25 protein-coding genes, 4 tRNA genes and 2 pseudogenes are annotated in these 20,572 nt (G+C 36.7%); 27 read left to right on the plus strand and 4 right to left on the minus strand.

Annotated elements, in window-relative coordinates; translation table 11 throughout:
- The first annotated feature begins 151 nt into the window (after nucleotides 1-151).
- The 15 genes and pseudogenes from MK805_RS02890 to MK805_RS02955 all read left to right on the plus strand — a co-directional run bounded on the left by MK805_RS02890 (nucleotide 152) and on the right by MK805_RS02955 (nucleotide 9,950).
- A complete protein-coding gene (locus MK805_RS02890; protein ID WP_240873693.1) occupies nucleotides 152-460 on the plus strand; it encodes a hypothetical protein in 309 nt (102 codons plus the stop codon).
- A gap of 121 nt (nucleotides 461-581) precedes the next feature.
- Complete coding sequence (locus MK805_RS02895; RefSeq protein WP_240873694.1) at nucleotides 582-1,670, plus strand: GspE/PulE family protein; 1,089 nt, start codon at nucleotides 582-584, stop codon at nucleotides 1,668-1,670.
- Nucleotides 1,663-2,670: a type II secretion system F family protein gene (locus MK805_RS02900; protein ID WP_240873695.1), complete on the plus strand. Its 1,008-nt coding sequence runs from the start codon at nucleotides 1,663-1,665 to the stop codon at nucleotides 2,668-2,670. The genes MK805_RS02895 and MK805_RS02900 overlap by 8 nt, the downstream gene beginning before the upstream one ends.
- A 9-nt stretch (nucleotides 2,671-2,679) precedes the next feature.
- Nucleotides 2,680-2,991 (plus strand): competence type IV pilus major pilin ComGC, encoded by a 312-nt coding sequence (locus MK805_RS02905; RefSeq protein WP_240873696.1) that lies wholly within the window; start codon nucleotides 2,680-2,682, stop codon nucleotides 2,989-2,991.
- Entirely contained in the window at nucleotides 2,982-3,422 is a 441-nt protein-coding gene (locus MK805_RS02910) for a prepilin-type N-terminal cleavage/methylation domain-containing protein (protein WP_240873697.1), read from the plus strand. Before MK805_RS02905 ends, MK805_RS02910 begins: the two co-directional genes overlap by 10 nt.
- Nucleotides 3,415-3,489: pseudogene (locus MK805_RS18110) on the plus strand (prepilin-type N-terminal cleavage/methylation domain-containing protein); the annotation flags it as partial. The gene MK805_RS02910 and the pseudogene MK805_RS18110, both read left to right, overlap by 8 nt.
- 128 nt (nucleotides 3,490-3,617) lie before the next feature.
- Nucleotides 3,618-4,202, plus strand: a complete 585-nt coding sequence (locus MK805_RS02915; RefSeq protein WP_240873698.1) for a ComGF family competence protein — start codon at nucleotides 3,618-3,620, stop codon at nucleotides 4,200-4,202.
- A complete protein-coding gene (locus MK805_RS02920; RefSeq protein WP_240873699.1) occupies nucleotides 4,195-4,569 on the plus strand; it encodes a type II secretion system GspH family protein in 375 nt (124 codons plus the stop codon). Before MK805_RS02915 ends, MK805_RS02920 begins: the two co-directional genes overlap by 8 nt.
- Nucleotides 4,566-5,129, plus strand: coding sequence for a shikimate kinase (locus MK805_RS02925; RefSeq protein WP_240873700.1), 564 nt, complete (start codon nucleotides 4,566-4,568; stop codon nucleotides 5,127-5,129). The genes MK805_RS02920 and MK805_RS02925 overlap by 4 nt, the downstream gene beginning before the upstream one ends.
- A gap of 13 nt (nucleotides 5,130-5,142) precedes the next feature.
- Nucleotides 5,143-5,319 carry a YqzE family protein gene (locus MK805_RS02930; RefSeq protein WP_240873701.1) on the plus strand — a complete coding sequence of 59 codons (177 nt, stop codon included), beginning with the start codon at nucleotides 5,143-5,145 and terminating at the stop codon, nucleotides 5,317-5,319.
- A gap of 226 nt (nucleotides 5,320-5,545) precedes the next feature.
- Nucleotides 5,546-6,646: a flavodoxin-dependent (E)-4-hydroxy-3-methylbut-2-enyl-diphosphate synthase gene (gene ispG / locus MK805_RS02935; protein ID WP_240873702.1), complete on the plus strand. Its 1,101-nt coding sequence runs from the start codon at nucleotides 5,546-5,548 to the stop codon at nucleotides 6,644-6,646.
- A gap of 139 nt (nucleotides 6,647-6,785) precedes the next feature.
- Entirely contained in the window at nucleotides 6,786-6,998 is a 213-nt protein-coding gene (locus MK805_RS02940; protein ID WP_160801029.1) for a DUF378 domain-containing protein, read from the plus strand.
- An 80-nt stretch (nucleotides 6,999-7,078) separates the two neighbouring features.
- Nucleotides 7,079-7,798, plus strand: a complete 720-nt coding sequence (locus tag MK805_RS02945) for a gamma-glutamyl-gamma-aminobutyrate hydrolase family protein (RefSeq protein ID WP_240873703.1) — start codon at nucleotides 7,079-7,081, stop codon at nucleotides 7,796-7,798.
- Nucleotides 7,799-8,072: 274 nt separating this feature from the next.
- On the plus strand, nucleotides 8,073-9,017 hold the full coding sequence (locus MK805_RS02950; RefSeq protein ID WP_240873704.1) for a hypothetical protein: 945 nt from the start codon (nucleotides 8,073-8,075) through the stop codon (nucleotides 9,015-9,017).
- Nucleotides 9,018-9,044: 27 nt separating this feature from the next.
- Nucleotides 9,045-9,950 carry a hypothetical protein gene (locus MK805_RS02955; RefSeq protein ID WP_240873705.1) on the plus strand — a complete coding sequence of 302 codons (906 nt, stop codon included), beginning with the start codon at nucleotides 9,045-9,047 and terminating at the stop codon, nucleotides 9,948-9,950.
- Between the two features lie 27 nt (nucleotides 9,951-9,977).
- Here the strand turns inward: MK805_RS02955 and MK805_RS02960 are convergent, their stop codons facing one another.
- Both MK805_RS02960 and MK805_RS02965 read right to left on the minus strand, forming a co-directional pair.
- A complete protein-coding gene (locus MK805_RS02960; RefSeq protein WP_240873706.1) occupies nucleotides 9,978-10,991 on the minus strand; it encodes a cytochrome d ubiquinol oxidase subunit II in 1,014 nt (337 codons plus the stop codon).
- Nucleotides 10,991-12,325, minus strand: coding sequence for a cytochrome ubiquinol oxidase subunit I (locus MK805_RS02965; RefSeq protein WP_240873707.1), 1,335 nt, complete (start codon nucleotides 12,323-12,325; stop codon nucleotides 10,991-10,993). The genes MK805_RS02960 and MK805_RS02965 overlap by 1 nt, the downstream gene beginning before the upstream one ends.
- 184 nt (nucleotides 12,326-12,509) lie before the next feature.
- Between MK805_RS02965 and MK805_RS02970 the strand changes: the two genes are divergently transcribed.
- The 12 genes from MK805_RS02970 to MK805_RS03025 all read left to right on the plus strand — a co-directional run bounded on the left by MK805_RS02970 (nucleotide 12,510) and on the right by MK805_RS03025 (nucleotide 19,294).
- Nucleotides 12,510-12,821, plus strand: a complete 312-nt coding sequence (locus MK805_RS02970; protein ID WP_240873708.1) for a DUF1294 domain-containing protein — start codon at nucleotides 12,510-12,512, stop codon at nucleotides 12,819-12,821.
- Nucleotides 12,822-12,879: 58 nt separating this feature from the next.
- Nucleotides 12,880-13,722, plus strand: a complete 843-nt coding sequence (locus MK805_RS02975; protein ID WP_240873709.1) for a VanW family protein — start codon at nucleotides 12,880-12,882, stop codon at nucleotides 13,720-13,722.
- Nucleotides 13,723-13,928: 206 nt separating this feature from the next.
- On the plus strand, nucleotides 13,929-14,927 hold the full coding sequence (locus tag MK805_RS02980; protein ID WP_240873710.1) for a 3D domain-containing protein: 999 nt from the start codon (nucleotides 13,929-13,931) through the stop codon (nucleotides 14,925-14,927).
- Between the two features lie 168 nt (nucleotides 14,928-15,095).
- A complete protein-coding gene (locus MK805_RS02985) occupies nucleotides 15,096-16,550 on the plus strand; it encodes a YecA family protein (RefSeq protein ID WP_240873711.1) in 1,455 nt (484 codons plus the stop codon).
- A gap of 100 nt (nucleotides 16,551-16,650) precedes the next feature.
- The gene (locus tag MK805_RS02990; protein ID WP_240873712.1) at nucleotides 16,651-16,818 is read left to right on the plus strand and encodes a hypothetical protein; all 168 of its coding nucleotides are present in this window, start codon (nucleotides 16,651-16,653) and stop codon (nucleotides 16,816-16,818) included.
- A gap of 68 nt (nucleotides 16,819-16,886) precedes the next feature.
- A complete protein-coding gene (locus MK805_RS02995; protein WP_240873713.1) occupies nucleotides 16,887-17,726 on the plus strand; it encodes a PHP domain-containing protein in 840 nt (279 codons plus the stop codon).
- 96 nt (nucleotides 17,727-17,822) lie between these two features.
- A complete protein-coding gene (locus MK805_RS03000; RefSeq protein ID WP_240873714.1) occupies nucleotides 17,823-18,359 on the plus strand; it encodes a phosphatidylglycerophosphatase A family protein in 537 nt (178 codons plus the stop codon).
- 338 nt (nucleotides 18,360-18,697) lie between these two features.
- Complete coding sequence (locus MK805_RS03005) at nucleotides 18,698-18,880, plus strand: hypothetical protein (RefSeq protein WP_240873715.1); 183 nt, start codon at nucleotides 18,698-18,700, stop codon at nucleotides 18,878-18,880.
- Between the two features lie 55 nt (nucleotides 18,881-18,935).
- A tRNA-Met gene (locus MK805_RS03010) sits at nucleotides 18,936-19,012 on the plus strand.
- Between the two features lie 5 nt (nucleotides 19,013-19,017).
- Nucleotides 19,018-19,094, plus strand: a tRNA-Asp gene (locus MK805_RS03015).
- 36 nt (nucleotides 19,095-19,130) lie between these two features.
- A tRNA-Ile gene (locus MK805_RS03020) sits at nucleotides 19,131-19,206 on the plus strand.
- Between the two features lie 13 nt (nucleotides 19,207-19,219).
- Nucleotides 19,220-19,294: transfer RNA gene (locus MK805_RS03025), tRNA-Val, on the plus strand.
- A 98-nt stretch (nucleotides 19,295-19,392) separates the two neighbouring features.
- Here the strand turns inward: MK805_RS03025 and MK805_RS18115 are convergent.
- Both MK805_RS18115 and MK805_RS03035 read right to left on the minus strand, forming a co-directional pair.
- Nucleotides 19,393-19,539: pseudogene (locus MK805_RS18115) on the minus strand (site-specific integrase); the annotation flags it as partial.
- 262 nt (nucleotides 19,540-19,801) lie between these two features.
- On the minus strand, nucleotides 19,802-20,128 hold the full coding sequence (locus MK805_RS03035; RefSeq protein ID WP_240873716.1) for a helix-turn-helix domain-containing protein: 327 nt from the start codon (nucleotides 20,126-20,128) through the stop codon (nucleotides 19,802-19,804).
- Nucleotides 20,129-20,572: the final 444 nt, after the last annotated feature.

A 20,572-nucleotide genomic window follows, 5' to 3' on the forward strand; every position in this document is an offset into this window, starting at 1 on the left:
TTGTAAATTATTAGCGAATGTACGGATGAAAATAGATTTTAATAATGATTGAGTACCAAGTTGTTGGGCTTTATACTTAATTATGGGAATAAAAAGTTGCGGATAAAATTCACTATTCCGATGATTTAAAAAATAAGGAGTGTCACCTATTATGTTGACGTTGCGAGTATCAGGAAATAAGGATCAGCTACAAGCTTTTATGAAACATTTTTCGGCACAACCCTATTACAAAATTATGTTGGATTCAGAATTAGGCACAGTATCCGTGGAAGAAGAAATGACAACACAATTCGAGTTTTTATCTTCATTACTTAAACCAAAAATACGTAAATCATTAACTGTTTCCCTTACTACTACTAATGGTAAAGAAATTAATATTGATTTGCTCGATGGACAGGTAATCCAAGTAGATGAAGAAACGACTTGCATCTATGGTAAAAACTACGACATATTTGCGTAATAAGGGGCCGAAATTTAGGCCTTTTTATTTTTGACTCAAAAATACTTTTTTTGACAAATAAAGAGGTTTAAGGGATATATAGGTCGAAATAGGTATATACGTTCTGTTTGGAGGTGATGCTTTGGATGTCATTGCATTTGTTAACAATTTATTTTTTGAGGCAACATCGAATCGAGCTAGTGATATTCATATAGAGCCAAGTTGCGAGAATCTGATTATTCGTCAACGTATTGATGGCTACTTAGTAGAGACAAACCGTTTACCGTTAGAAGAAGCAAACGCAGTCATATCTCGCTTGAAAGTGATGGGGCAACTAGATATTGGAGAAAAAAGGCTTCCTCAGGATGGAGCAATGACGGTCGAAATGGGAGAAAAAAAGATAGAAGTTCGTTTAGCTACTATCCCTGTTCTATATGGTGAAAAATTAGTATTACGTTTATTGCCTGGTCAATTGGCAGTAAGTAACTTAACACAACTTGGCATGGAGTTTGAAGAGGTCACACGAGTATCGAATTTATTAAAAAGAACCGGGTTAATAGTTGTTACAGGTCCGACAGGTGCTGGGAAAACAACAACACTTTATACATTACTTCGTCTGCTTGATCATCATCAGCGAAATATTGTCACCCTTGAAGATCCGATTGAGATACAGTTATCTGGCATCAACCAAGTTCAGGTACATCACAAGATCGGTTTTACTTTCGCTAAGGGATTACGGGCTATATTGCGGCAAGACCCGGATGTCATGATGATTGGGGAAATACGCGATCAAGAGTCTGCGGAAATTGCGATCGAAGCAGCACTGACAGGGCATCTTGTCCTTACATCTTTACATACAACGGATGGATCAAGTGTCATTACTCGATTGATTGATATGGGGATACCAGCTTACCTTGTTGCCTCTGCACTCAGTGGAGTAATTGCTCAACGGTTGATTCGATTATCTTGTACGAAGTGTAAGGGGAAAGGTTGTCCTCACTGTAATATGAGTGGCTATTATAATCGATCTGGAATATTTGAAGTGTTGTATTTAGATGAATCAGTGCAGAGTTTAATAATGAAAGAACCTACAGTCGGTCAGATTAGACAACATTTCCAAAGGAAAGGTGTGCATATGTTGGAACATGCACTCCGTAAAAAATATGATCATGGATTGACAACCGAAGAGGAGCTTAATTATTTGGCAATGGATGTGATGAAAAGTGGATAAATGGAGAGACGAAAAGATTGCGATGTTTAGTTACCATTTAAAAACAATGTTGGAAAACGGCATTTCCCTAGTAGAAAGTGTTCAAATGATTACATCCCAACAGATCATTCCAAAGAAGGAAGGTAACTTACTTATTCAGATGATTCAAACGGGGGAGAGTTTCTCAGCTGCATTACAAGCAATCAGGCTTCCAGCAATTTTTTGTGCTTTCATAAAGGCAGCGGAACACCATGGCGATGTTCTTTTTGCTCTAAAACAGTGTCATCGATATTATTTATCAAGATCAAAATGGTTTCGTAAGTTAAAACAAGTCACCTTCTATCCATTCTTTATTTTCTGTTCTTTATGTATAGGGTTAATTTTTTTATCATTGGTTATTTTGCCTACTTTCTCTGAGTTATTTCAATCATTTTCATTTGAGTTACCTTATACTACTAAATTAGTGTTTACCCTATCGCGGATATTTCCATATATTTTTTTATTTGGGTTTATTCTATTGCTTTTTTGTATCTTTGGAAGAAGAAATCCGAGATTTCAACTTGTTATGAAACGGATTCCCATTATAACTACTTATTATCGGTATCGGTATACGCAATATTTATCTTTGCAATTGGGATCATTTATGACAGCAGGAGTACCAATGCTATCTACTATTTCATTACTCGAACAGGTAACACCTTGGCCTGATTTATGCAAGTACTTAGAAAGCACGAAACGAAAACTCATCCATGGGGCTACTTTAAGCAATATTGTTCAAGAAAACTCATCTACTTTACTTCCTATCTTTTCTCAGACTGTTATTTTGGGAGAAGAGACTGGTAAATTAGGGGAGATGTTAGTACAACTTTCTACTACTACAGAAGAGTGGTTAACAGAAAGATTAGAAAGATGGATGGCTTATTTAGAACCGATTTTAACACTTTCTATTGGGTTAATTATGGCAGTCGTTGTTATCTCTTTATTTTTGCCAATGTTCGGTCTCATCCAAGCAGTTCAATAGGAGGAAAAAATGAAGAAAGAAAAAGGTTTTACATTAGTCGAGATGTTAGTCGTTTTATTTATTATAGGTATTATCATTGCGATCGCACTGCCTAATTTTATTGAAGCCAGCAAAAAGGCAAATGTTCAGGCAGATAGAGCAAATCGACGAATGATTGGTATGCAGGTAGATAATTACTACTTGGACCACGGTATCTATCCTAAAAGCATCCAAGATTTAGTTTCTCAAAAATACCTTCGCACTGTCCCAGACTGTCCAGGAGATGCTGGCAAATATAAACTAGTAAAGAAATCGGGAGAAATTCAAGTCGTATGCCAGTAAAAAATACTAAAGAGGCTGGCTATACTTTGGTTGAGTTGCTGTGTACGTTAAGTATTATGGGGATGTTAATCTCATTAGCAGTTCCAAATCTATCTACTGTAATAGCTAAAGCAACATATCTTCAACTTCGATATCAAATTATTTCACAGCTAGAAGATGCACAACTAACAGCTATGGCCAGAGAAATTGAAGTATCTGTTCAGTTTTCCAATAGGACAATAACTACATGGGTAGATGGAAAAACACAATATAAAACGATATTACCCGAAGATGTGAAAATATCCAGTAATTATAAGGAAAATCGAGTTTTATTTCGAAAAACCGGGCAAGTCCGAGGGGGAACGATCCACATAAAGAAGAATGAAAAAAACTGGATGGATGTTGTGATCCAAGTAGCCAGCGGCACAACAAAAGTAATATTTCATGTTTAAAAGAGAAAAAGGATTTACTCTTGTAGAGACACTTGTTGCACTGATGGTAGGAACTACGTTAATTGGTTTTGTTGTGCCATTATACATAACTGGGAAAATGTTTTTCCATGATCGAATGCTAGAAAACAAAGCCAGAATAGTAGCTCAAGAATTATTAGAAGAAAGGCTTAGCAGGTTACAGGTTCGTAATAAAACATGGAAAATGAGTACATATACCATACAGGAAGAGGTGACTTATTCACAACCATTATGGGATTTAAAGATATTTGTCAAATGGAAAAATCACCAGGGACTAAGCCGTATGGTAAAGCTCGAGACTCGTCGATTTCAGAATTAGGATTTACTTACATTGAAATGATTTTGTCTTTTGCAATCGTTACTACTCTATTTCCATTGTTCTTTGGATTATTCTACCAAGTATTCAACAGTATTCATTCTCAGCTTGCAACATATGCATTGTTTACCCAGTTTGATCGTTTTTCTTTACAATTGCAGAAGGACGAAGCCAATGGTGTTAAATTCTTGATCCATCAAAATCAATTAGAGATGATCATGAAAGATGGCTTACGGGTACGATATCAATGGAAACAAGATCAAATAGTGCGAAGTGTAAAGGAATCTTCATCTGCATTTTATCGTGGGAATACAATTTTGTTATATCAAGTAAGGCGGGTTTATTATCAGAATTTAAAAAATGGGGTGAAAATGACAGTTGTCCTCTCCCAGCAGGATGCTACGTTCACAGGATTTTCCTATATTTGGGGGCGTATAAATGAATAAAGAAAAGGGTTTTATTCTACCTGTTGTGATGGTATTGATTGCTTTGATGTCTAGTTTGTTTTTATTTGCTTCTATGGAATGGAGCAAATGGAAGCAGCAAGATCTTCTAAGATTAAAAATGATTCAAGCTGGGTATGCCGCCGAAAGTGGAATAGCAGAAAGACAAGTGGAACTACAAGATAGACCAGATGATTATCGTACAGAACAAACAAAGTATGGAGATTATACAGTAAATATTTCTGTCTGGGAATCAGTACCTGAGAGTATCTTTATTCAAGCCGTTGCCAAAGGAAAAGACAACATTCAACAGACAAAAACAGTGGAGATAGACAAAAAAACGATGCATATCTTGTATTGGTTAGAATGACAATTGTTCGTTATAATAATTTTACTATGAAAAAACATCTCATTATAGTCGGATTTATGGGTACAGGAAAATCAACTATTGGACAGCAAATAGCAGCTTTGACAAAAATGGAGCATATCGATACAGATGATATGGTTCAGCGAGATAGAGGCTGCACTATTCCAGAAATTTTTGCTAATTATGGGGAATTGACTTTTCGAAATGTAGAAACGGGAATTCTTGAACAATATGTACAAAATACGCATTCAAGTATTATTACAACAGGAGGCGGAATCGTATTACGTCCGGAAAACCGAATTACGATGAATAAATACGGGTGGGTTTTTGCGTTGGATGCTAAACCACAAGAGATTATTCGTCGTTTGAAAGAGGATACCACTCGTCCATTATTGCAAGGTGGATCTTTAGAAGAGAAGGTAAATCTATTGTACGGAACTAGAAAACCTTTGTATCAATTTGCAGATTTTCGAATCGATACGAGCCATAAATCAATCAAACTGGTTACTCAGGAAATCATGGATATTTGGTTTAATCTCGTTGAAAGCGGTGATGCTAAGTAACGAGGTGGTAATAATGTCTTTTAAGGATTGGATTACCTATGTAATTGAAAAAATGGTTTGGTTTATGGAAACACCGAAAAAAGATAGAAAAGCGATGAAGTATGCGAGTAGAGAACCATGGGCATATCGTTGGTTTGGTATGATTCCTATGTCGATGAAGATAGCTGCGAAAAAAGTACGAAAGAGATAAGGGTAAATGAAATATCCGTTAAAAAGGGGCATGAGCCCCTTTTTCGTTTGCTCGAATATGATATAATGTTAAACTGAACTTGTAGAAAACTTCCATCTACTAATACTTTTGTTGTAAAGATCAAAGTATGTATTTTTTGTTTTGAGAAATTTACCCATCTGAGTGTAACGTTTTGAGGAGAAATATATCTTCCCATTTGATTTAACTTCTTAAGGAGCGAGTGCTCATGATTCATCGTACGAAAACAAGACCAGTAAAAGTAGGAAACCTCCAGATAGGTGGCAATGATCAGGTTGTTATTCAGAGTATGGCCACTACAAAAACACATGATGTAAAGGCTACAGTAGCAGAAATCAATAGATTAACCGAAGCAGGATGTCAAATAGTACGAGTAGCTGTTCCGGATATGCGGGCTGCTGAAGCTATTCCAGAGATTAAAAAGAGGATTACGATTCCACTAGTAGCAGATATTCATTTTGATTACCGATTAGCTTTAAAAGCAATCGAGGGTGGAATTGATAAAATTCGTATCAATCCCGGAAATATTGGTCGACGTGAAAAAGTTGAAGCAGTTGTCAAAGCTGCTAAAGAACGTGGCATTCCTATTCGTATTGGGGTTAATGCTGGTTCTTTGGAAAAGAGAATTCTAGAAAAGTATGGTTACCCCACTGCTGATGGTATGGTAGAAAGCGCTTTGTACCATATTGGCATACTGGAAGAACTCGATTTCCATGATATTATTGTTTCCCTTAAAGCGTCTGATGTTCGTTTGGCTATCGAAGCCTATCAGAAAGCGTCTGCTGCATTTGACTATCCATTGCACCTTGGTATTACAGAGTCTGGAACATTATTTTCTGGTACAGTCAAAAGTGCAGCAGGATTAGGGGCAATCCTTGCTCAAGGGATAGGTTCAACTTTGCGTATTTCACTTAGTGCGGACCCAGTTGAAGAGGTAAAAGTAGCCAGAGAATTGTTAAAAACATTTGGATTAGCTGCAAATGCTGCTACTTTAATTTCTTGTCCTACTTGTGGAAGAATTGAAATAGACTTAATTTCGATTGCCAATGAAATTGAAGATTATATTTCCACCATTAAAGCACCAATCAAAGTTAGTGTGTTAGGCTGTGCTGTAAATGGTCCTGGAGAAGCAAAAGAAGCAGATATTGGTATTGCTGGAGCAAGAGGTGAGGGACTGCTTTTCCGTCACGGAGAAATTATCCGTAAAATTCCAGAAGCTCAAATGGTAGAAGAGTTGAAAAAGGAAATCGACAAATTAGCCGAAGAATATAAGCAGAAAGAAAATTCTACTACTATAACCTCTTTTTGAGAAAAAAGGTAAGTACAATTATGTGCTTACCTTTTTTGATGAGAACAAAAGCCAAAATAGCCCTCCTAGAGATTCTGTATGAAAAGGGAATTTAAGTACCATACTAACAGAAACAATCTGTCAAAGGAGGACCAAAATTGTGGGTAAAGTTGCTCTTACATTAGTAATTATTGGCGCTCTGAATTGGTTGCTTGTCGGCTTATTCCAATGGGATCTCGTATCTGCTATATTTGGTGGAGATGCAATCCGAGAATCATCTTTACTTAGTCGAATCATTTACACCATAGTCGGGTTATCAGGCATTTATGCGATCAAATATCTGTTTGAAGATCGTTCGCACGCTAGGGAATAAGGCCAAACTCCAGTTCTATAGAGCTGGAGTTTTTTGTTGCATAAGATATATTAAGAATTTTATGTAGCAAAGGAGAGATCATGTTGTACCCCATAATTGGAATTACCCTTGATCAAGATGATCAAAAATTTTTTATCAATCATGATTACGTTCAAGCCGTAATACAAGCCGGTGGAATCCCATTACTTATCCCATTTCTACGGGACCCAATCATGATACAAAAAATGGTCGAACAATGTTCAGGGTTACTTCTTACTGGTGGAAAAGATGTAGATCCATTTTATTATGGTGAAGAACCTTCGCCAAATTTAGGCGAAATTATTCCTGAACGAGATGAAATTGAATTGAAAGTTTTTGAATTATTCTTACAGCAAAATAAACCTATTTTAGCTATTTGTAGAGGATGTCAACTAATGAATATCGCTTTGGGGGGGGACCTTTATCAAGATATAGCTTCACAAATATCCTCAGCACTAAACCATGACCAACATGCACCACGTGGTTATCCAACTCATACGATTGATATTAAAAAAGAAAGCCTGCTTTTTGACATTATTGGAGAAAAGAAAATACGAGTAAACTCCTATCATCATCAATCTGTTAAAAATGTATGCCCTCCATTAACAATCAGTGCTGTTGCATCAGATGGTGTTGTAGAAGCTGTTGAAAGTATCAGTCATCCTTTTTTGCTGGGAGTACAGTGGCATCCTGAAGGGATGTCTGTCTTGCAAGATAAGCATGCAATGCAACTATTTTCTTCTTTTATAAATGCTTGTGATTTAGTAGAAAAAAATTATTAAATGACTAGTATTTCTCCTTTGAACAGTATATTATTTGTATATTCGATTTTTAAATGTCTCTTCATAATTTGATGGAGGGACATTCTTTGTGCGTTTCGTTTTGGATTTCAACTCTAAGGAGGTAAGCGTTTTCGTGATTCAACGCAAATACCTTTGGCGGTATGTTGCAACAAGTAGTTTCTTCCAATATAAAATGCGGAACAACCTAATTTTAATAATGTAACTGCAACTAGACAAATAATGCTAATTGGAGAAGGAATGGAAGGAGATTTGCATGTGTAAACTAAGTATTTATCTGGTGTTATTTATTTGTTTTATGGAAGTATTGGCGGGATGTTCCAATAACTCATCGAAATCAGACAACAGTAACTCTACTGCTAACCATTCGACAGATAATCAAGCAACAACAAATGATCCTTTAGAGATTCTTCAGAAACAAAACAATAATTACAAAAACCTAAAGAGTGTTTCCTATATAAAAAAAATGCATCTGGAGCATACCTTTACGACAGCGGAGTCAGATGGTTTCCGAGTGACACAAACGAATATAAGAAATAGTACTACAAAGACTGATTACGTAAACAATCCATATAAGAGTCATAGTACAACGGATATTGAATCCGCTTTTGTTACCCCTGGTGTAGACGGTCAAGATAAACCAAAACCTGGTGAATGGAACAAATTTAAGGAAGAAGAATATGAAATTGGCAATATGTATTATAGTAAAGTCGATAATCAAGCCTGGCAAAAAGTAAGTCAAAATGTAAATAATACTCCCTTCTCTTCTCAACTAATCGATAAAATCATCGCCAACAAAGATGCAACTGGAATAAAGATGACAGAGGAACATGGTGAATATAAAATTGTCATCTCAAAAAACTATTTTGATAAACATAGCGATCTCTTTGGATTTTATAAAAAGAATTTTCCTTTTATGCATTTGACCGATTACATTGAAAAGAGAATAAAAAGTGAGGCTGGAGAAACGATTCAATATGATCAAGCACAGTTTAAAGATCCAGAAATGATTTTAATTGTGAATAAGAACACCTTACAAAGGAAAGAGTTAATGTTTCATTCCAATCTTCGAATACCAACTGTTTCTTCAAAGTTTGATAAAAAAGGAAAACCTCAAATCTTCCCACCTGTATATATTGATGAAACAAGCACAATAGATTACAAAGGTGAATTTACTGGCACCATTCAAGCTCCACAATAAACTATTTGTTGTTATGAGGTGATTCAAATGAATAAGAAAACAGGAATTTTTATTGGTTCTTTGTTAATAATCAGTTCGATAGTAACGGCATGCTCTGGTGGAGTATCAAATGTTATTTCTACTGGAGGGGATCCAAAAGTTAATGAAATATTGAATAAAGCTCAAACAGTAATGAAAGAAAATTATTTTATGATTGACTATAAACTGCAAGTGAATTCCCCAGATACAAAAGATTTTGTTGATCGTGAATATAAATTGCATTATGTTGATGAAAACAATTTTGAAGCTCAATGGGTGTATGATAAAACTGCGGACCCTAATTTTAAATTTAATAAAGATATTGATGGACAGAAGCATATTTATATCAATGGATATCGATGGTGGTATGATTCAACTTCAGACCAAGTTTACAGTGAAAAAGCAAGTGATATAAAACAAGAGTTAGATGCTTCTTTACCAATGAATGCAGATAAGTTTCTAGTTCCAAAAACATATTTAATTGAAAGAGCAAAAAGTTTTGCTGAGAATTTAAGTGCTACATCAGAAGGCAATAGTAATATTATTGAAGGTGATATACCCATTACCGAAAAACAATTGAAAGGAAACAATGGTCTTTTTTCACACGAGTTTCCATACGCTACAGAATTAAAATTCACAGATGATAAATACGGCTGGAATGGGTTAAAAGAAGGTAGTCTTCACGTTAAACTGTGGATCGATAAATCTTCCAATCTTCTTACCAAGGCAGAATTAAGCGGTTCTTTTACAAATATCTATCCTTTGGAAATGGACAAAGATGGTTATGTTACAAAAGATACGACTCATGTCGTCCATACAAAAGAGATATACATATTTGAAAAATCAACATCAAAGATTCAAAAGCCCAAAAATGAAGTTACCGACTCTGAGAAAAGTGAGGCGGAATATCATTAAAAAATGCTGGGATTATCCCAGCATTTTTTATTTTTCATTCCGTATATATTTCGCATTAAATAAAAACAACCACATTAAGAGTACAAGAGACGGGATCAATAGAACAAGTCCGGCAATAAACGCTAGGACCAAAGCCCATCCCATCGTGGAATTAGTTAAACCGCTCTGCAATGTGATGTAGGGATAGAGTAAATAAGGTAAGTGAGAGTAACCATAACCGAAAAAGGCAAATGCAAATTGCATCATGACCGCGATAAATGAGAATCCAAGAAATTTACGTTTCCATATAAGGTACACGGCTGCTAAAAAACAAAGAAAGGAACAAATAAAAACCCAGCTGATGTTCCATGCCTTTTCAAAATGAATAGGATTATGATGTGATAACCCCCAAAAGACTAGGACACTTGCCAGAATAGTGGGACCACTCCAGAACAAAGAGTATTTCCTCAATTGTTCGCTCGCAGGTACATCACCAGCCTTATTAGCATAGTAAGTTAAAAAACTAGCACTGATATATAAGATACTTACAATTGCTAAGAATACTACTGTCCATGAATATGGACTACGAAATAATGCCCCACCTAAAAATTCGATTTTTTCTCCGTTTTTTACAATAAAACCACCTTCTGAAATTGTCAGACCAGTAGAGAGAGCCGCAGGAATAAACAATCCAGTCATGCCATAGAGAAATAAGAAAAATTTACTATCTCTTCCGCCATAATTAGCAAATGCATAAAAGGAGCCTCGAATGGTGAGCAGAATTAACGCAATGCCACCAGGGATAAGTAATGCAGTCCCATAATAATATGCAGTGTCAGGGAAAAAGCCGACGATACCAACAATGAAAAAAATGAGAAATACATTGGTAACTTCCCAAACAGGAGACAGATAGCGGTCAATTATTTTATTTACGACATGCTCTTTTTTCGTAAGATAGCTGTAATAGGAGAAAAAACCAGCTCCAAAATCGATCGATGCAACGATGATATACCCATAAAGAAATGTCCACAGTACACTTATACCTATCCATTCAAGTGGCACTAGGAGATACCTCCTTCAAAAGCTTTGAGTTCAGCTTCGGCAGGTTTTCCTTTGAATAATCGATACAGTACGATACAAGCAACAATTGCCAGTAAAAGGTAAAGTCCTGAAAATAAGAAATACATCAATTTCACATTTGCTGCTGTAGTCGCTGCTTCCCCGACTTTCATAATACCTGTAATGATCCATGGAAGACGTCCAGCCTCCGCGAATACCCAACCCAATTCCATCGCGATGAAAGAAAGTGGGGCTGCGATAACTACTCCACATAAGACAATGGGATGGAAAGGATTTCCCTTTTTCCACATCCAAAGGATTAAGAATACAGCAGTGATGAACAATAAATAAAAGCCTATACTTACTTTTGTATCAAATAAGTAATGAATATATAAAGGCGGCCACAAATTTTTTGGTATACTATCCAAACCAATCACTGTTCCATTTGGGTTATTTGTTGCTAAAATACTCAATGCTTTTGGAATTTCAATCGCATATTTTACTTCATTTGTTTTTGGATCTAATGATCCGAATAAGACGAGAGGTGCACCTTCCTTGGTTTCAAAATGCCACTCTGCAGCTGCTAATTTTGCTGGTTGGTGCTCCGCTAAAAATTTTGCAGATATATCTCCCATTAAAATGGTTGTTATGGACAGAATGAATGTGGTGACCATAGTTAATTTTAATGCTTTTTTATAGTAGATATGTTGTCTTCCACGCAATATAAAAAATGCTGCTAGACCTGCTAACAATAGACCTGATATCAAATACGATGAGGAAACAACATGTCCTACTTTTGAGGGCGTTGCAGGATTCAACATTGCGCCTATTGGGTCAATATCTATTACCTTTCCAGCTGCATCTAATTTAAAACCAGCAGGAGTGTTCATGAATGAATTTACTGTAGTTATAAATACAGCGGAGAGGGTAGAACCAATAATGACAGGGATAGAAGTTAACCAATGCCAATACGGATTTTTAAACCGATCCCAAGTATACAGATATATTCCCAAAAATATTGCTTCGAAGAAGAACGCGAATGTTTCCAAAAATAATGGCAGACTGATGACATTTCCAACTAACTGCATAAAAGTCGGCCAAAGCAAGGATAACAGTACCCCAATACATGTACCTGTTACTACTCCAACTGCAACCGTGATTACGAATCCACGTGTCCAGCGCTTGGCCATCATCGTGTAGTGCACGTCTTTCTTCTGGATACCTATAAATTCTGCTAAACTAATAAATATGGGAACTCCGACTCCAATGGCAGCCCAGATAATGTGAAAAGCAAGTGTCTCTTCAGTAAGCATTCGACTCCAAAAGACAGAATCCATTTTTAAGTCCTCCTTCATCAATGTCTAAATTGTATACAATTATCTTACTCTCTGTGAATAACTTTGTACACTGTTTCACATACTTATTATGGGTTTATATAGTGAAACGTCATTAATTGATCATAATTTGTTAAATGATTCACAATGTCTTGATGCGAGTTTATCTATCTGATAAAATAACTTTATGAATATTTTCGTTATCGTTTATATCTTGGCTGCCAATATTTTTGGATTTTCTCAAATGCTCTATGATAAAAAGCAAGCAAAGCTGAGTCAACAAAGAATTCCTGAAAAGAGACTTTTTCTCGTTGCTGCGCTAGGGGGAGCGCTTGGTTCATTTATAGGTATGCAAGTTGCCCGGCATAAGACGAAACATTGGAATTTTTTAATCTTTATTCCTTTCTTATTCGTATTGAATCTTGTAATTATTTACCCGATGGCGATTTTTGGAATAAATTATTGGATCACCTATGTAATTCATTTTCTAATTGCATAAATTTGTTTTGGTAAGTCCCGCCTTCTTTGTACAAACTATAACGGAAGGGGGGATTTTTTTGTTCACTTATTTATATGCTTGTTTTCTTCTCCTTTTACCCCCGATTTTTCAAAATGGGTCTCCTAATCCAGTCATGCATGTAACATATGGAGAAAAACAGTGGTATTTAGATTTACGTCATGCTGGCTTTGATGGCATTGATCCAACGACTTTAGATCGTCAGAAGTTACATCGTTGGTTTGCTAAAATAGCGAAACAAATCAATCACAACCCCACATCAGCACACTATGAAGATCGACAAATTGTACCGGAAAAATCGGGGAGAAAAGTCATCCTATCCGAAATGGATAGTTGGATGGATTTAATTCACTTATATATAGGGAAAAAAGTAAAAATTCCTGTTGAGATACAACGTCCAAAACTTACCATAAAAGAACTTCGCAAATTAAAACGAAAATTATTAGCATCATATACTACCTTTTATAATAATAGTATGGATAATCGATCTCACAATGTCGAACTTTCCGCTAAAGCTATTGATCATATTGTGGTGATGCCAGGAGAAATTTTTTCTTTCAATCAAACTGTCGGCAGGCGCACAATAGCCAGAGGATATCGAGAAGCCAAAATAATTGTAAAAGGCGAGTACAGTGAAGGAATTGGAGGAGGGATATGCCAAACATCTTCCACCTTGTTCAACAGTGTAGATCAGGCAAAGCTCACCATAATTGAACGTAAAAGTCACAGCAGGGATGTTCCATATGTTCCCAAAAATAAAGATGCAACTGTTTCGTGGGGAGGACCTGATTTTAAGTTTAAAAATCTCCGAAACAGCCCTATTCTCATCGTTTCTGAAGCGAAAAAAGGATATGTGACGGTGCAAATTTTTACCAGTAAATAAGAACTAGAAAAAAGAAAAAAAAAGGAACATTTTTCATTTGAATAGAATATCTCCAAAAGTCCTGTTATAATGGGCAACAACATAATAGGTACACCTAACAAGGAGGTGCGAAGCTGTTACTGAAAACTTCAGACAGTCTAGACGATACGAATTAAGTGTGCCTTTTCTTAAAAAATGAATTTTAAGTTTTTCGGTAGCAGTGGTCAATGAAGAAATTCCTAATATTAGGAGTAATAGCAATAGTACTTTTATCTGGTTCTTTTGTCGCTTACGCCGCAATGGAGACAAAAGTGACAGTGAACTTTAGTGATGGAAGAACTACAGTTGTGAGTGAGGGTTTACATAACACACTTGAAGAGGCTTTATCTGGTGCAGGTCAAAACGTGCAACAGTTAAAAGCTAATTATCAGCCGTCTATCCCATGGAATAAATCATTAGATGGAGATATAACAGTAGATCTAAAATGCAAATGTAAAGTAAATCTTGAGTTGGGCGGCAAAAATCTTGGTACTTTCATCACTACACAAACAACAGTTGGTTCCTTTCTGGAGGAAAGAAAGATTCAATTATCTGCTTGGGATGAACCAAATGTTTCGATGAATGAAGCTATTACCCAAAATATGAGGATCGTTGTGGACAAAGTAGAACAACGTGTAAAAAAAGAAACAAAAACCATTAAATTCACAACCAAAGAAGTAAAAGATGACAAGTTGGAAAAAGGAAAGAAAGAAGTAACAACCAAAGGAAGACCAGGAAAAGAAGAATATCAAATCGTAGCTCTTTATAAAAACGGAAAACTATTGATAAAAGATGGAAAACCTGTCCTCACCAAAACATTAATCAATAAAGTTGCTCCTGTTATGGAAGTGGTAAAACTAGGAACCAAAGAACCAGAAAAACAAGATGAAGGTTCTACTCCTGCATCTGGAATCCTTTCTGGCCAAGCAATGACCTTTGAATCAACTGCTTATACTTCTTATGGAAGTAAAACAGCAACTGGTACTGCCCCTCATAAAGGAACTGTTGCTGTTGATCCTGATGTAATCCCGCTTGGTACCAAACTTTATATCGAAGGATATGGATATGGTGTAGCAGAAGATACAGGCGGAAGAATCAAAGGGCATATCATTGATCTTTATTTTTCTAGTGAAGCTGATTGTGTAAAATGGGGCAGACGAAATGTGAAAGTCCATATTTTGAAATAATGGAAAAACCTTGCAATGAAATTTTATTGCAGGGTTTTTTGGTTTTTTATCGAACCTGATACATAACACAAATATTTTGTCTGTGGACTTTTTTTGAAATTTTCTTTGTCTTATATGCTTATTTCCGATATACTGGATTACAAGGAATTTTCCATCCGAGGTGTTAGTATGGTAGGTCGAAATCAACCCTGCACTTGCGGCAGTGGTAAAAAGTATAAAAAATGTTGTGAACGTGTAATCGTTTTTCACCAAGCTGAATTGACTAGAGAAAATCGAGAAAGAGGGCAAAAAGGGGAATTGCTCTCTGATCTAGATAAATGGTTTCATCGATATGCCAAAGTAGAAGATCAAGATAAATGGGCTACCAGATTTAAAGAACTATTGCAGTTACCTTTAGATCAACCTATTCCCAAAAGCTTTGCTTTCTCGTTTCATTATTATTTGCTATTTGATGCACCGTGCATGAACGGAAGACGGCCAGTAGAACTTTGGGCATCCACTATTCGACATCATCGAATGGATGGAGAAAGAGTGATTCAAAGCCTATCTGAATTAACCTTTTCTTGTTTTGAAATGTTGGACTCTGACCAAGAAACGATGACATTTCGCTCGCTCCAGACGAATAAAGACTATGAGGTGATGAAACAAGATGTTATACCAAGAGACAAGCTGGTGTTCGCCAGGCTCATACGGATAGGAAATCGCTATGAACTATTTGGCCCTTATACATCGTTTGTGCATGAGATGAGAGGGGAGATACTCGTGCAGCTAGAGAAATACAACCACCATGAAGAAGAACAACAAGAACTTACGATTCGAGAAACCAGCTGGAGAGTACTCGGTTGGTCAATCCAAAGAGCAAATGAATTAGAAACAATGGAGCAACAATTGACGAGTGCTCCAACTGAAATGCGTATAGAAAGTAATAAAGACTTCTTTTTATCTGCCATGGAACATCAAGCAGAAAGACCTGGACTACCAGTATCTGTCTTGAATCAATTAGAGCATTTCTACGTCTCAGAAGTTACCAAACTACAAAAAGGTACACAGGCTTGGTACTCACGTTCGTTAGAAACGCTATTCCAATATCTCTCCCTGCGTTTTGGACAATCATTTGAATGGTCTCTCCTAAATGAAGATGTATTAGCACGATTTTTCAGTGTCTGGTATATGGACCATCATCAATCTACTCCAATATCAGCGCGTATATTTTTAAACACATGTAAACATTTATTTCGTTGGTTGGAGACTGCCGGTCATGCCAATGTATTTCAAGCATTTAAGAAGGTATATGCACCATTCATTCGATTGATCCCAGAGACGATTGAAGCTCGTACTTGGATGATGGAAAACGGCGTTACGAAAAAAAATCAAGATGAAGCAGAACAACGTAATATGTTTTTGCTCCATGTCACCTCGGCTGGCCCTGTAATTTTAATTGGTGAGCAGTGGAGACCAATTCAACTGAGAAGTTTCCCCCGTATGTGGACGGAAAAAAGATTTTGGATCAAAGGAACCATCCAATCGGATAACAATCAGTATGCGTTTACACAGGTGGAGAATATGTATCCTGTTGTTTCTCTGGAAGAAAACGAGCATATCGAAGTTTTACTCCAAAAATAAAAAAGCAATCTCTCTCATTCAGAAGGGGTTGCTTTTTATGTTTAATTTTTGGATATTCCACACATACTAACCTTACACTCAGCAAAAGGGGGCGTTTTTCGTGGATAAGCAAAATCGTGTCGAACAAACCAAGAAAAACGATAATGTAGAACAATTAATGGTTGAAGCAGCAAATGAACTAGGAGTATCAGCAGATACACGTAATATTCAAGAAAACCCCGAAAAATTTGCTTCTAGATTAAAACGATTAATCCGTGCAGTGAAGTAGGTTGAAGTTGAGTGTAGGCACCCTTTCATGGGTGCCTTTTTTGGTATGATAGATGATGAGGTGATAGGATGAAAAGAGCAGATTTACATTCTCATACGATAATGTCAGATGGAACCCAAACTCCAACCGCAGTGGTGGAACTTGCAGCCAAACTGGGTTTAGAAGCAATAGCAATTACTGATCATGATACGGCAGGTGGATATCAAGAAGCGTTAATAGCTGGGCAAAAATTAGGAGTAGAAATTGTGCCCGCAGTGGAAATGAGTACAGTATTGGATGGACAAGCAATCGACATATTAGCATATTTTATTGATCCTAATCATCCTACTTTTCAAGGCCTTTTGGATAGACAAAGAAATATGAGAAAAGAGCGTAATCGCTTGGTTTTAGAGAAGTTAGAACAATTAGGAATCTCAATTACGATCGATGAAGTGGAGTCCAAACAAGAAAGTAACGCTGAACAAAAAAATGTAGGTCGAGTGCATATTGGTCAAATACTTGTTGAAAGGGGACTGGTCGGAGATCTAAATGAAGCATTTGATAAATATTTAGGTACAGATGGTGAAGCATTTGTTCGGCTAAATAATACATCCCCAGATGAAGCCATTCAAGCAATTAAAGAAGCTGGAGGGGTTGCGGTAATGGCTCATCCCGGTCTATATCATCGCGATGATCTCATCCCAACCATTGTCGAGATGGGACTTACAGGTATAGAAGTGAATCATCCCGATCATACGGAAGAAGATAAAATTCGGTATGAGGCATTTGCTGAACAATTTAATCTTATTCCAACTGCAGGTTCGGATTATCATGGTGTACGTAATGGTCAAATGCATCATGCTAATTTAGGTACATGCACCACACCTTATAGTACAGTAGAAAGACTCAGGGCAGCAGCGAATAAGTAAGTTTGGTATTCTCCTCCAGATGCAGCATTATTTTAATTTTTGGGTTTTCTTTCTAAAGTATTTCGTTTATGATTTGAAAACAGGGGGAGTAGGAAAATGAGAAAAGTTTTAAACAAGGAAATTAAAATGGCAGTGATGCAAAAGCTAAAAGATCGTGGTGTTACGATAGCCGCCATCGCAGATATTGTGTATCAGATGCAGAAACCTTATGCTCCAAACCTACAGTTGGAAGCTTGTGTGGAAAGTGTCCTTGCGGTTTTGAAAAAACGTGAAATTCAGCATGCTATTTTAGTAGGAATCGAATTGGACATTTTAGCTGAACAAAATATGCTGTCTGAACCATTGTTATCACTGGTTCGCTCTGATGAAGGATTATTTGGGTGTGATGAAACACTGGCTCTAGGTTCTGTTTTTGGATATGGAAGTATTGCAGTTACTACTTTCGGACACCTAGATAAACATAAAATTGGAATTATAAAACAATTGGACACAACAAAAAATGGACCAGTAAATACCTTTATCGACGATTTAGTTGCCAGCATTGCAGCAGCAGCTTCAGGGCGAATAGCTCATAGACTGCGGGATGAAGAAGAAGGCGAAGAAGAAATGGAAGATTTAGATGCTTATCTGTAGCAAACGAATGTAGAGGTTCCATCCATCTATCTAAATGGAACCTCTTTTTTATACAGAAAAACCGAGTGTCTAAACTCGGTTAAATGGAGGAGGGAACAGCTAACAAGCATCTGCCTGTAATAATAATGTATGAAAATAAAAATTTTTTGTATGTGCAGGAGTGGATCATGCTATCCATTTTATAAAAAATAGAAGTAGATAAAAAACAAATGAAATATATTTGTGTTTTTAACCTTGCATTTTTTTAATAAGAAATCATACATCCGAATCAGGATTACTCATAAAGCATGAAACGGACTGCAATTAGGTACACTAGAAGTAAGAGGTGATCTATCCAAATGTCAACAAATTGGGTTTATTGGCTTAAGTTGTATGAGACAAGATTTCAAGCGAGATGTTTGGCTGCACGTATGGAAGAAGACTGGTGGCTTTATGGATACGACAGCCCAGATCGTGTAGAAGTTTTTCGTTCTCGTAAGGGTCGATTCGGTGTAAAATATATATGGAGAAAAAATTTATAAATTTATACTTGCATGTTAGATGTGCCCGTAGTATAATAACAAATGTCGCCACTGACGCGGGGTGGAGCAGCTCGGTAGCTCGTTGGGCTCATAACCCAAAGGTCGCAGGTTCAAATCCTGCCCCCGCAACCAAATATGGGGCTGTGGTGTAGAGGCCTAACATGCCTGCCTGTCACGCAGGAGACCGCGGGTTCGAATCCCGTCAGCCCCGCCATTTTGTTTTACATTTATTAATTATTGCAAATATTCCGGGCCTATAGCTCAGTTGGTAGAGCAGTCGGCTCATAACCGATCGGTCACAGGTTCGAGTCCTGTTGGGCCCACCATACAGTTGCATAAGGGCGGTTAGCTCAGGGGGAGAGCGCTTCCTTGACACGGAAGAGGTCGGAGGTTCGATTCCTCTACTGCCCACCAATCAAACTCCTTAGAAATAGGGAGTTTTTTTGTTGTAGGCGGATGGGGTTTTAGCGGAGAAAATGCAGATTGCAAACAAATTGCAAACCTTTATTACACTAAAGTAATTTTGTCTTCGTTCGGCTATTTTCTAGGAACATTTTTTCAAACTTATCGACAGCTTCTTCTTGCATAGAAGGAAGGACATGGCTGTATATATCCATGGTTATTCTAGTGTTGGAATGTCCTAGTCGTTCCGACACTATTGTGTTTAGAAAAATAAAAGGATTTCCGTCGCTTTCGATGTACATTCCTTCGTAACCACAAATTTTGGGTATGCTTAAATAAACGACTTTAATACCTTCTTGAATCGCTAGTTGGTGTAGTTTATCTGTCATTGGAAAGTTCGCTCCAGTTTTATATCAAGTAGAAGTATTATTTGAGATAGAAAGCTGTATTGGCAGGTTCTATAATTTTAATATAAAAAAGCGAATATATGTTTCTGTAAACTAGCGTTTTCCATTTCCTTTATTTTCTTCCTTTTAATCTCCTTTCAATTTCTTTTTCCACAATTGGTTCAATCACCTTTTTAAAAAATTCTAATCCCTCTTCAGATAAATCACTCATGGGATCATTTGTCCGGTGAGCCGCTATGGTGTCTGTTCTACCTAGTAAATAGTCTGCTGAGCACTCAAACAAATCACACATTTTGATCAAGTATACATAGTCTGGTTGGTTTACATCTGCTTCCCATTTTGACACTGCTGTATTGTTGATCCCCATTATTTCAGCTAGTTCTTGTTGGGTTAGTTTTTTCTTTTTCCTCTCAGAACGTATTCTCTGTCCTATAGTCATCGTTTTCACCGCTTCTATTTGATTATAAATCAAAATATAGCATAGTTGTTTGGAAAAAGAAAGAAAGGAAATAAAAATAAATAGATCATATGTATGTATATTAGACTTATCGTCAAATATACAGTACTAGATTTGTTTTGCCAATAGGTAAAATGAATATTGTTGATTTTAGTGGGATATTAGTTGTTTATTTCTATAGGAGTGAGAAATAAATCGGAATTTATTGACTAAAAGGGGAAATAACGGTAGTCTAAGCGTAGTGGTAGTTTACTAAACATCAACTTGATCAAAAGGGAAAAAGGAGTGTGGATCGGTAAATGGCATTTCACCAGTTGCAATCTATATCGAACAAAGAAACTCACTTGTATCAGATGTTTTGTCGTCTGGTCGAACTATTAGAAGAAGAAAAAGAGGAGAACAGCCACTAGTTCTTACTAAGTCCGG

Source organism: Shimazuella soli (genome assembly GCF_022511585.1).
In the GTDB taxonomy this organism is placed as follows: domain Bacteria; phylum Bacillota; class Bacilli; order Thermoactinomycetales; family Thermoactinomycetaceae; genus Shimazuella; species Shimazuella soli.

What these genes read in the sequence shown, in the direction of transcription:
- MK805_RS02890 (WP_240873693.1), top strand. Translation starts at nt 152, where the DNA reads ATGTTGACGTTGCGAGTATCAGGAAATAAGGATCAGCTACAAGCTTTT.
- MK805_RS02905 (WP_240873696.1), top strand. Translation starts at nt 2,680, where the DNA reads ATGAAGAAAGAAAAAGGTTTTACATTAGTCGAGATGTTAGTCGTTTTA.
- MK805_RS02910 (WP_240873697.1), top strand. Translation starts at nt 2,982, where the DNA reads ATGCCAGTAAAAAATACTAAAGAGGCTGGCTATACTTTGGTTGAGTTG.
- MK805_RS02915 (WP_240873698.1), top strand. Translation starts at nt 3,618, where the DNA reads ATGGAAAATGAGTACATATACCATACAGGAAGAGGTGACTTATTCACA.
- MK805_RS02920 (WP_240873699.1), top strand. Translation starts at nt 4,195, where the DNA reads ATGAATAAAGAAAAGGGTTTTATTCTACCTGTTGTGATGGTATTGATT.
- MK805_RS02925 (WP_240873700.1), top strand. Translation starts at nt 4,566, where the DNA reads ATGACAATTGTTCGTTATAATAATTTTACTATGAAAAAACATCTCATT.
- MK805_RS02930 (WP_240873701.1), top strand. Translation starts at nt 5,143, where the DNA reads ATGTCTTTTAAGGATTGGATTACCTATGTAATTGAAAAAATGGTTTGG.
- ispG (WP_240873702.1), top strand. Translation starts at nt 5,546, where the DNA reads ATGATTCATCGTACGAAAACAAGACCAGTAAAAGTAGGAAACCTCCAG.
- MK805_RS02945 (WP_240873703.1), top strand. Translation starts at nt 7,079, where the DNA reads ATGTTGTACCCCATAATTGGAATTACCCTTGATCAAGATGATCAAAAA.
- MK805_RS02950 (WP_240873704.1), top strand. Translation starts at nt 8,073, where the DNA reads ATGTGTAAACTAAGTATTTATCTGGTGTTATTTATTTGTTTTATGGAA.
- MK805_RS02955 (WP_240873705.1), top strand. Translation starts at nt 9,045, where the DNA reads ATGAATAAGAAAACAGGAATTTTTATTGGTTCTTTGTTAATAATCAGT.
- MK805_RS02965 (WP_240873707.1), bottom strand. Translation starts at nt 12,325, where the DNA reads ATGGATTCTGTCTTTTGGAGTCGAATGCTTACTGAAGAGACACTTGCT.
- MK805_RS02970 (WP_240873708.1), top strand. Translation starts at nt 12,510, where the DNA reads ATGAATATTTTCGTTATCGTTTATATCTTGGCTGCCAATATTTTTGGA.
- MK805_RS02980 (WP_240873710.1), top strand. Translation starts at nt 13,929, where the DNA reads ATGAAGAAATTCCTAATATTAGGAGTAATAGCAATAGTACTTTTATCT.
- MK805_RS02985 (WP_240873711.1), top strand. Translation starts at nt 15,096, where the DNA reads ATGGTAGGTCGAAATCAACCCTGCACTTGCGGCAGTGGTAAAAAGTAT.
- MK805_RS02995 (WP_240873713.1), top strand. Translation starts at nt 16,887, where the DNA reads ATGAAAAGAGCAGATTTACATTCTCATACGATAATGTCAGATGGAACC.
- MK805_RS03000 (WP_240873714.1), top strand. Translation starts at nt 17,823, where the DNA reads ATGAGAAAAGTTTTAAACAAGGAAATTAAAATGGCAGTGATGCAAAAG.
- MK805_RS03005 (WP_240873715.1), top strand. Translation starts at nt 18,698, where the DNA reads ATGTCAACAAATTGGGTTTATTGGCTTAAGTTGTATGAGACAAGATTT.
- MK805_RS03035 (WP_240873716.1), bottom strand. Translation starts at nt 20,128, where the DNA reads ATGACTATAGGACAGAGAATACGTTCTGAGAGGAAAAAGAAAAAACTA.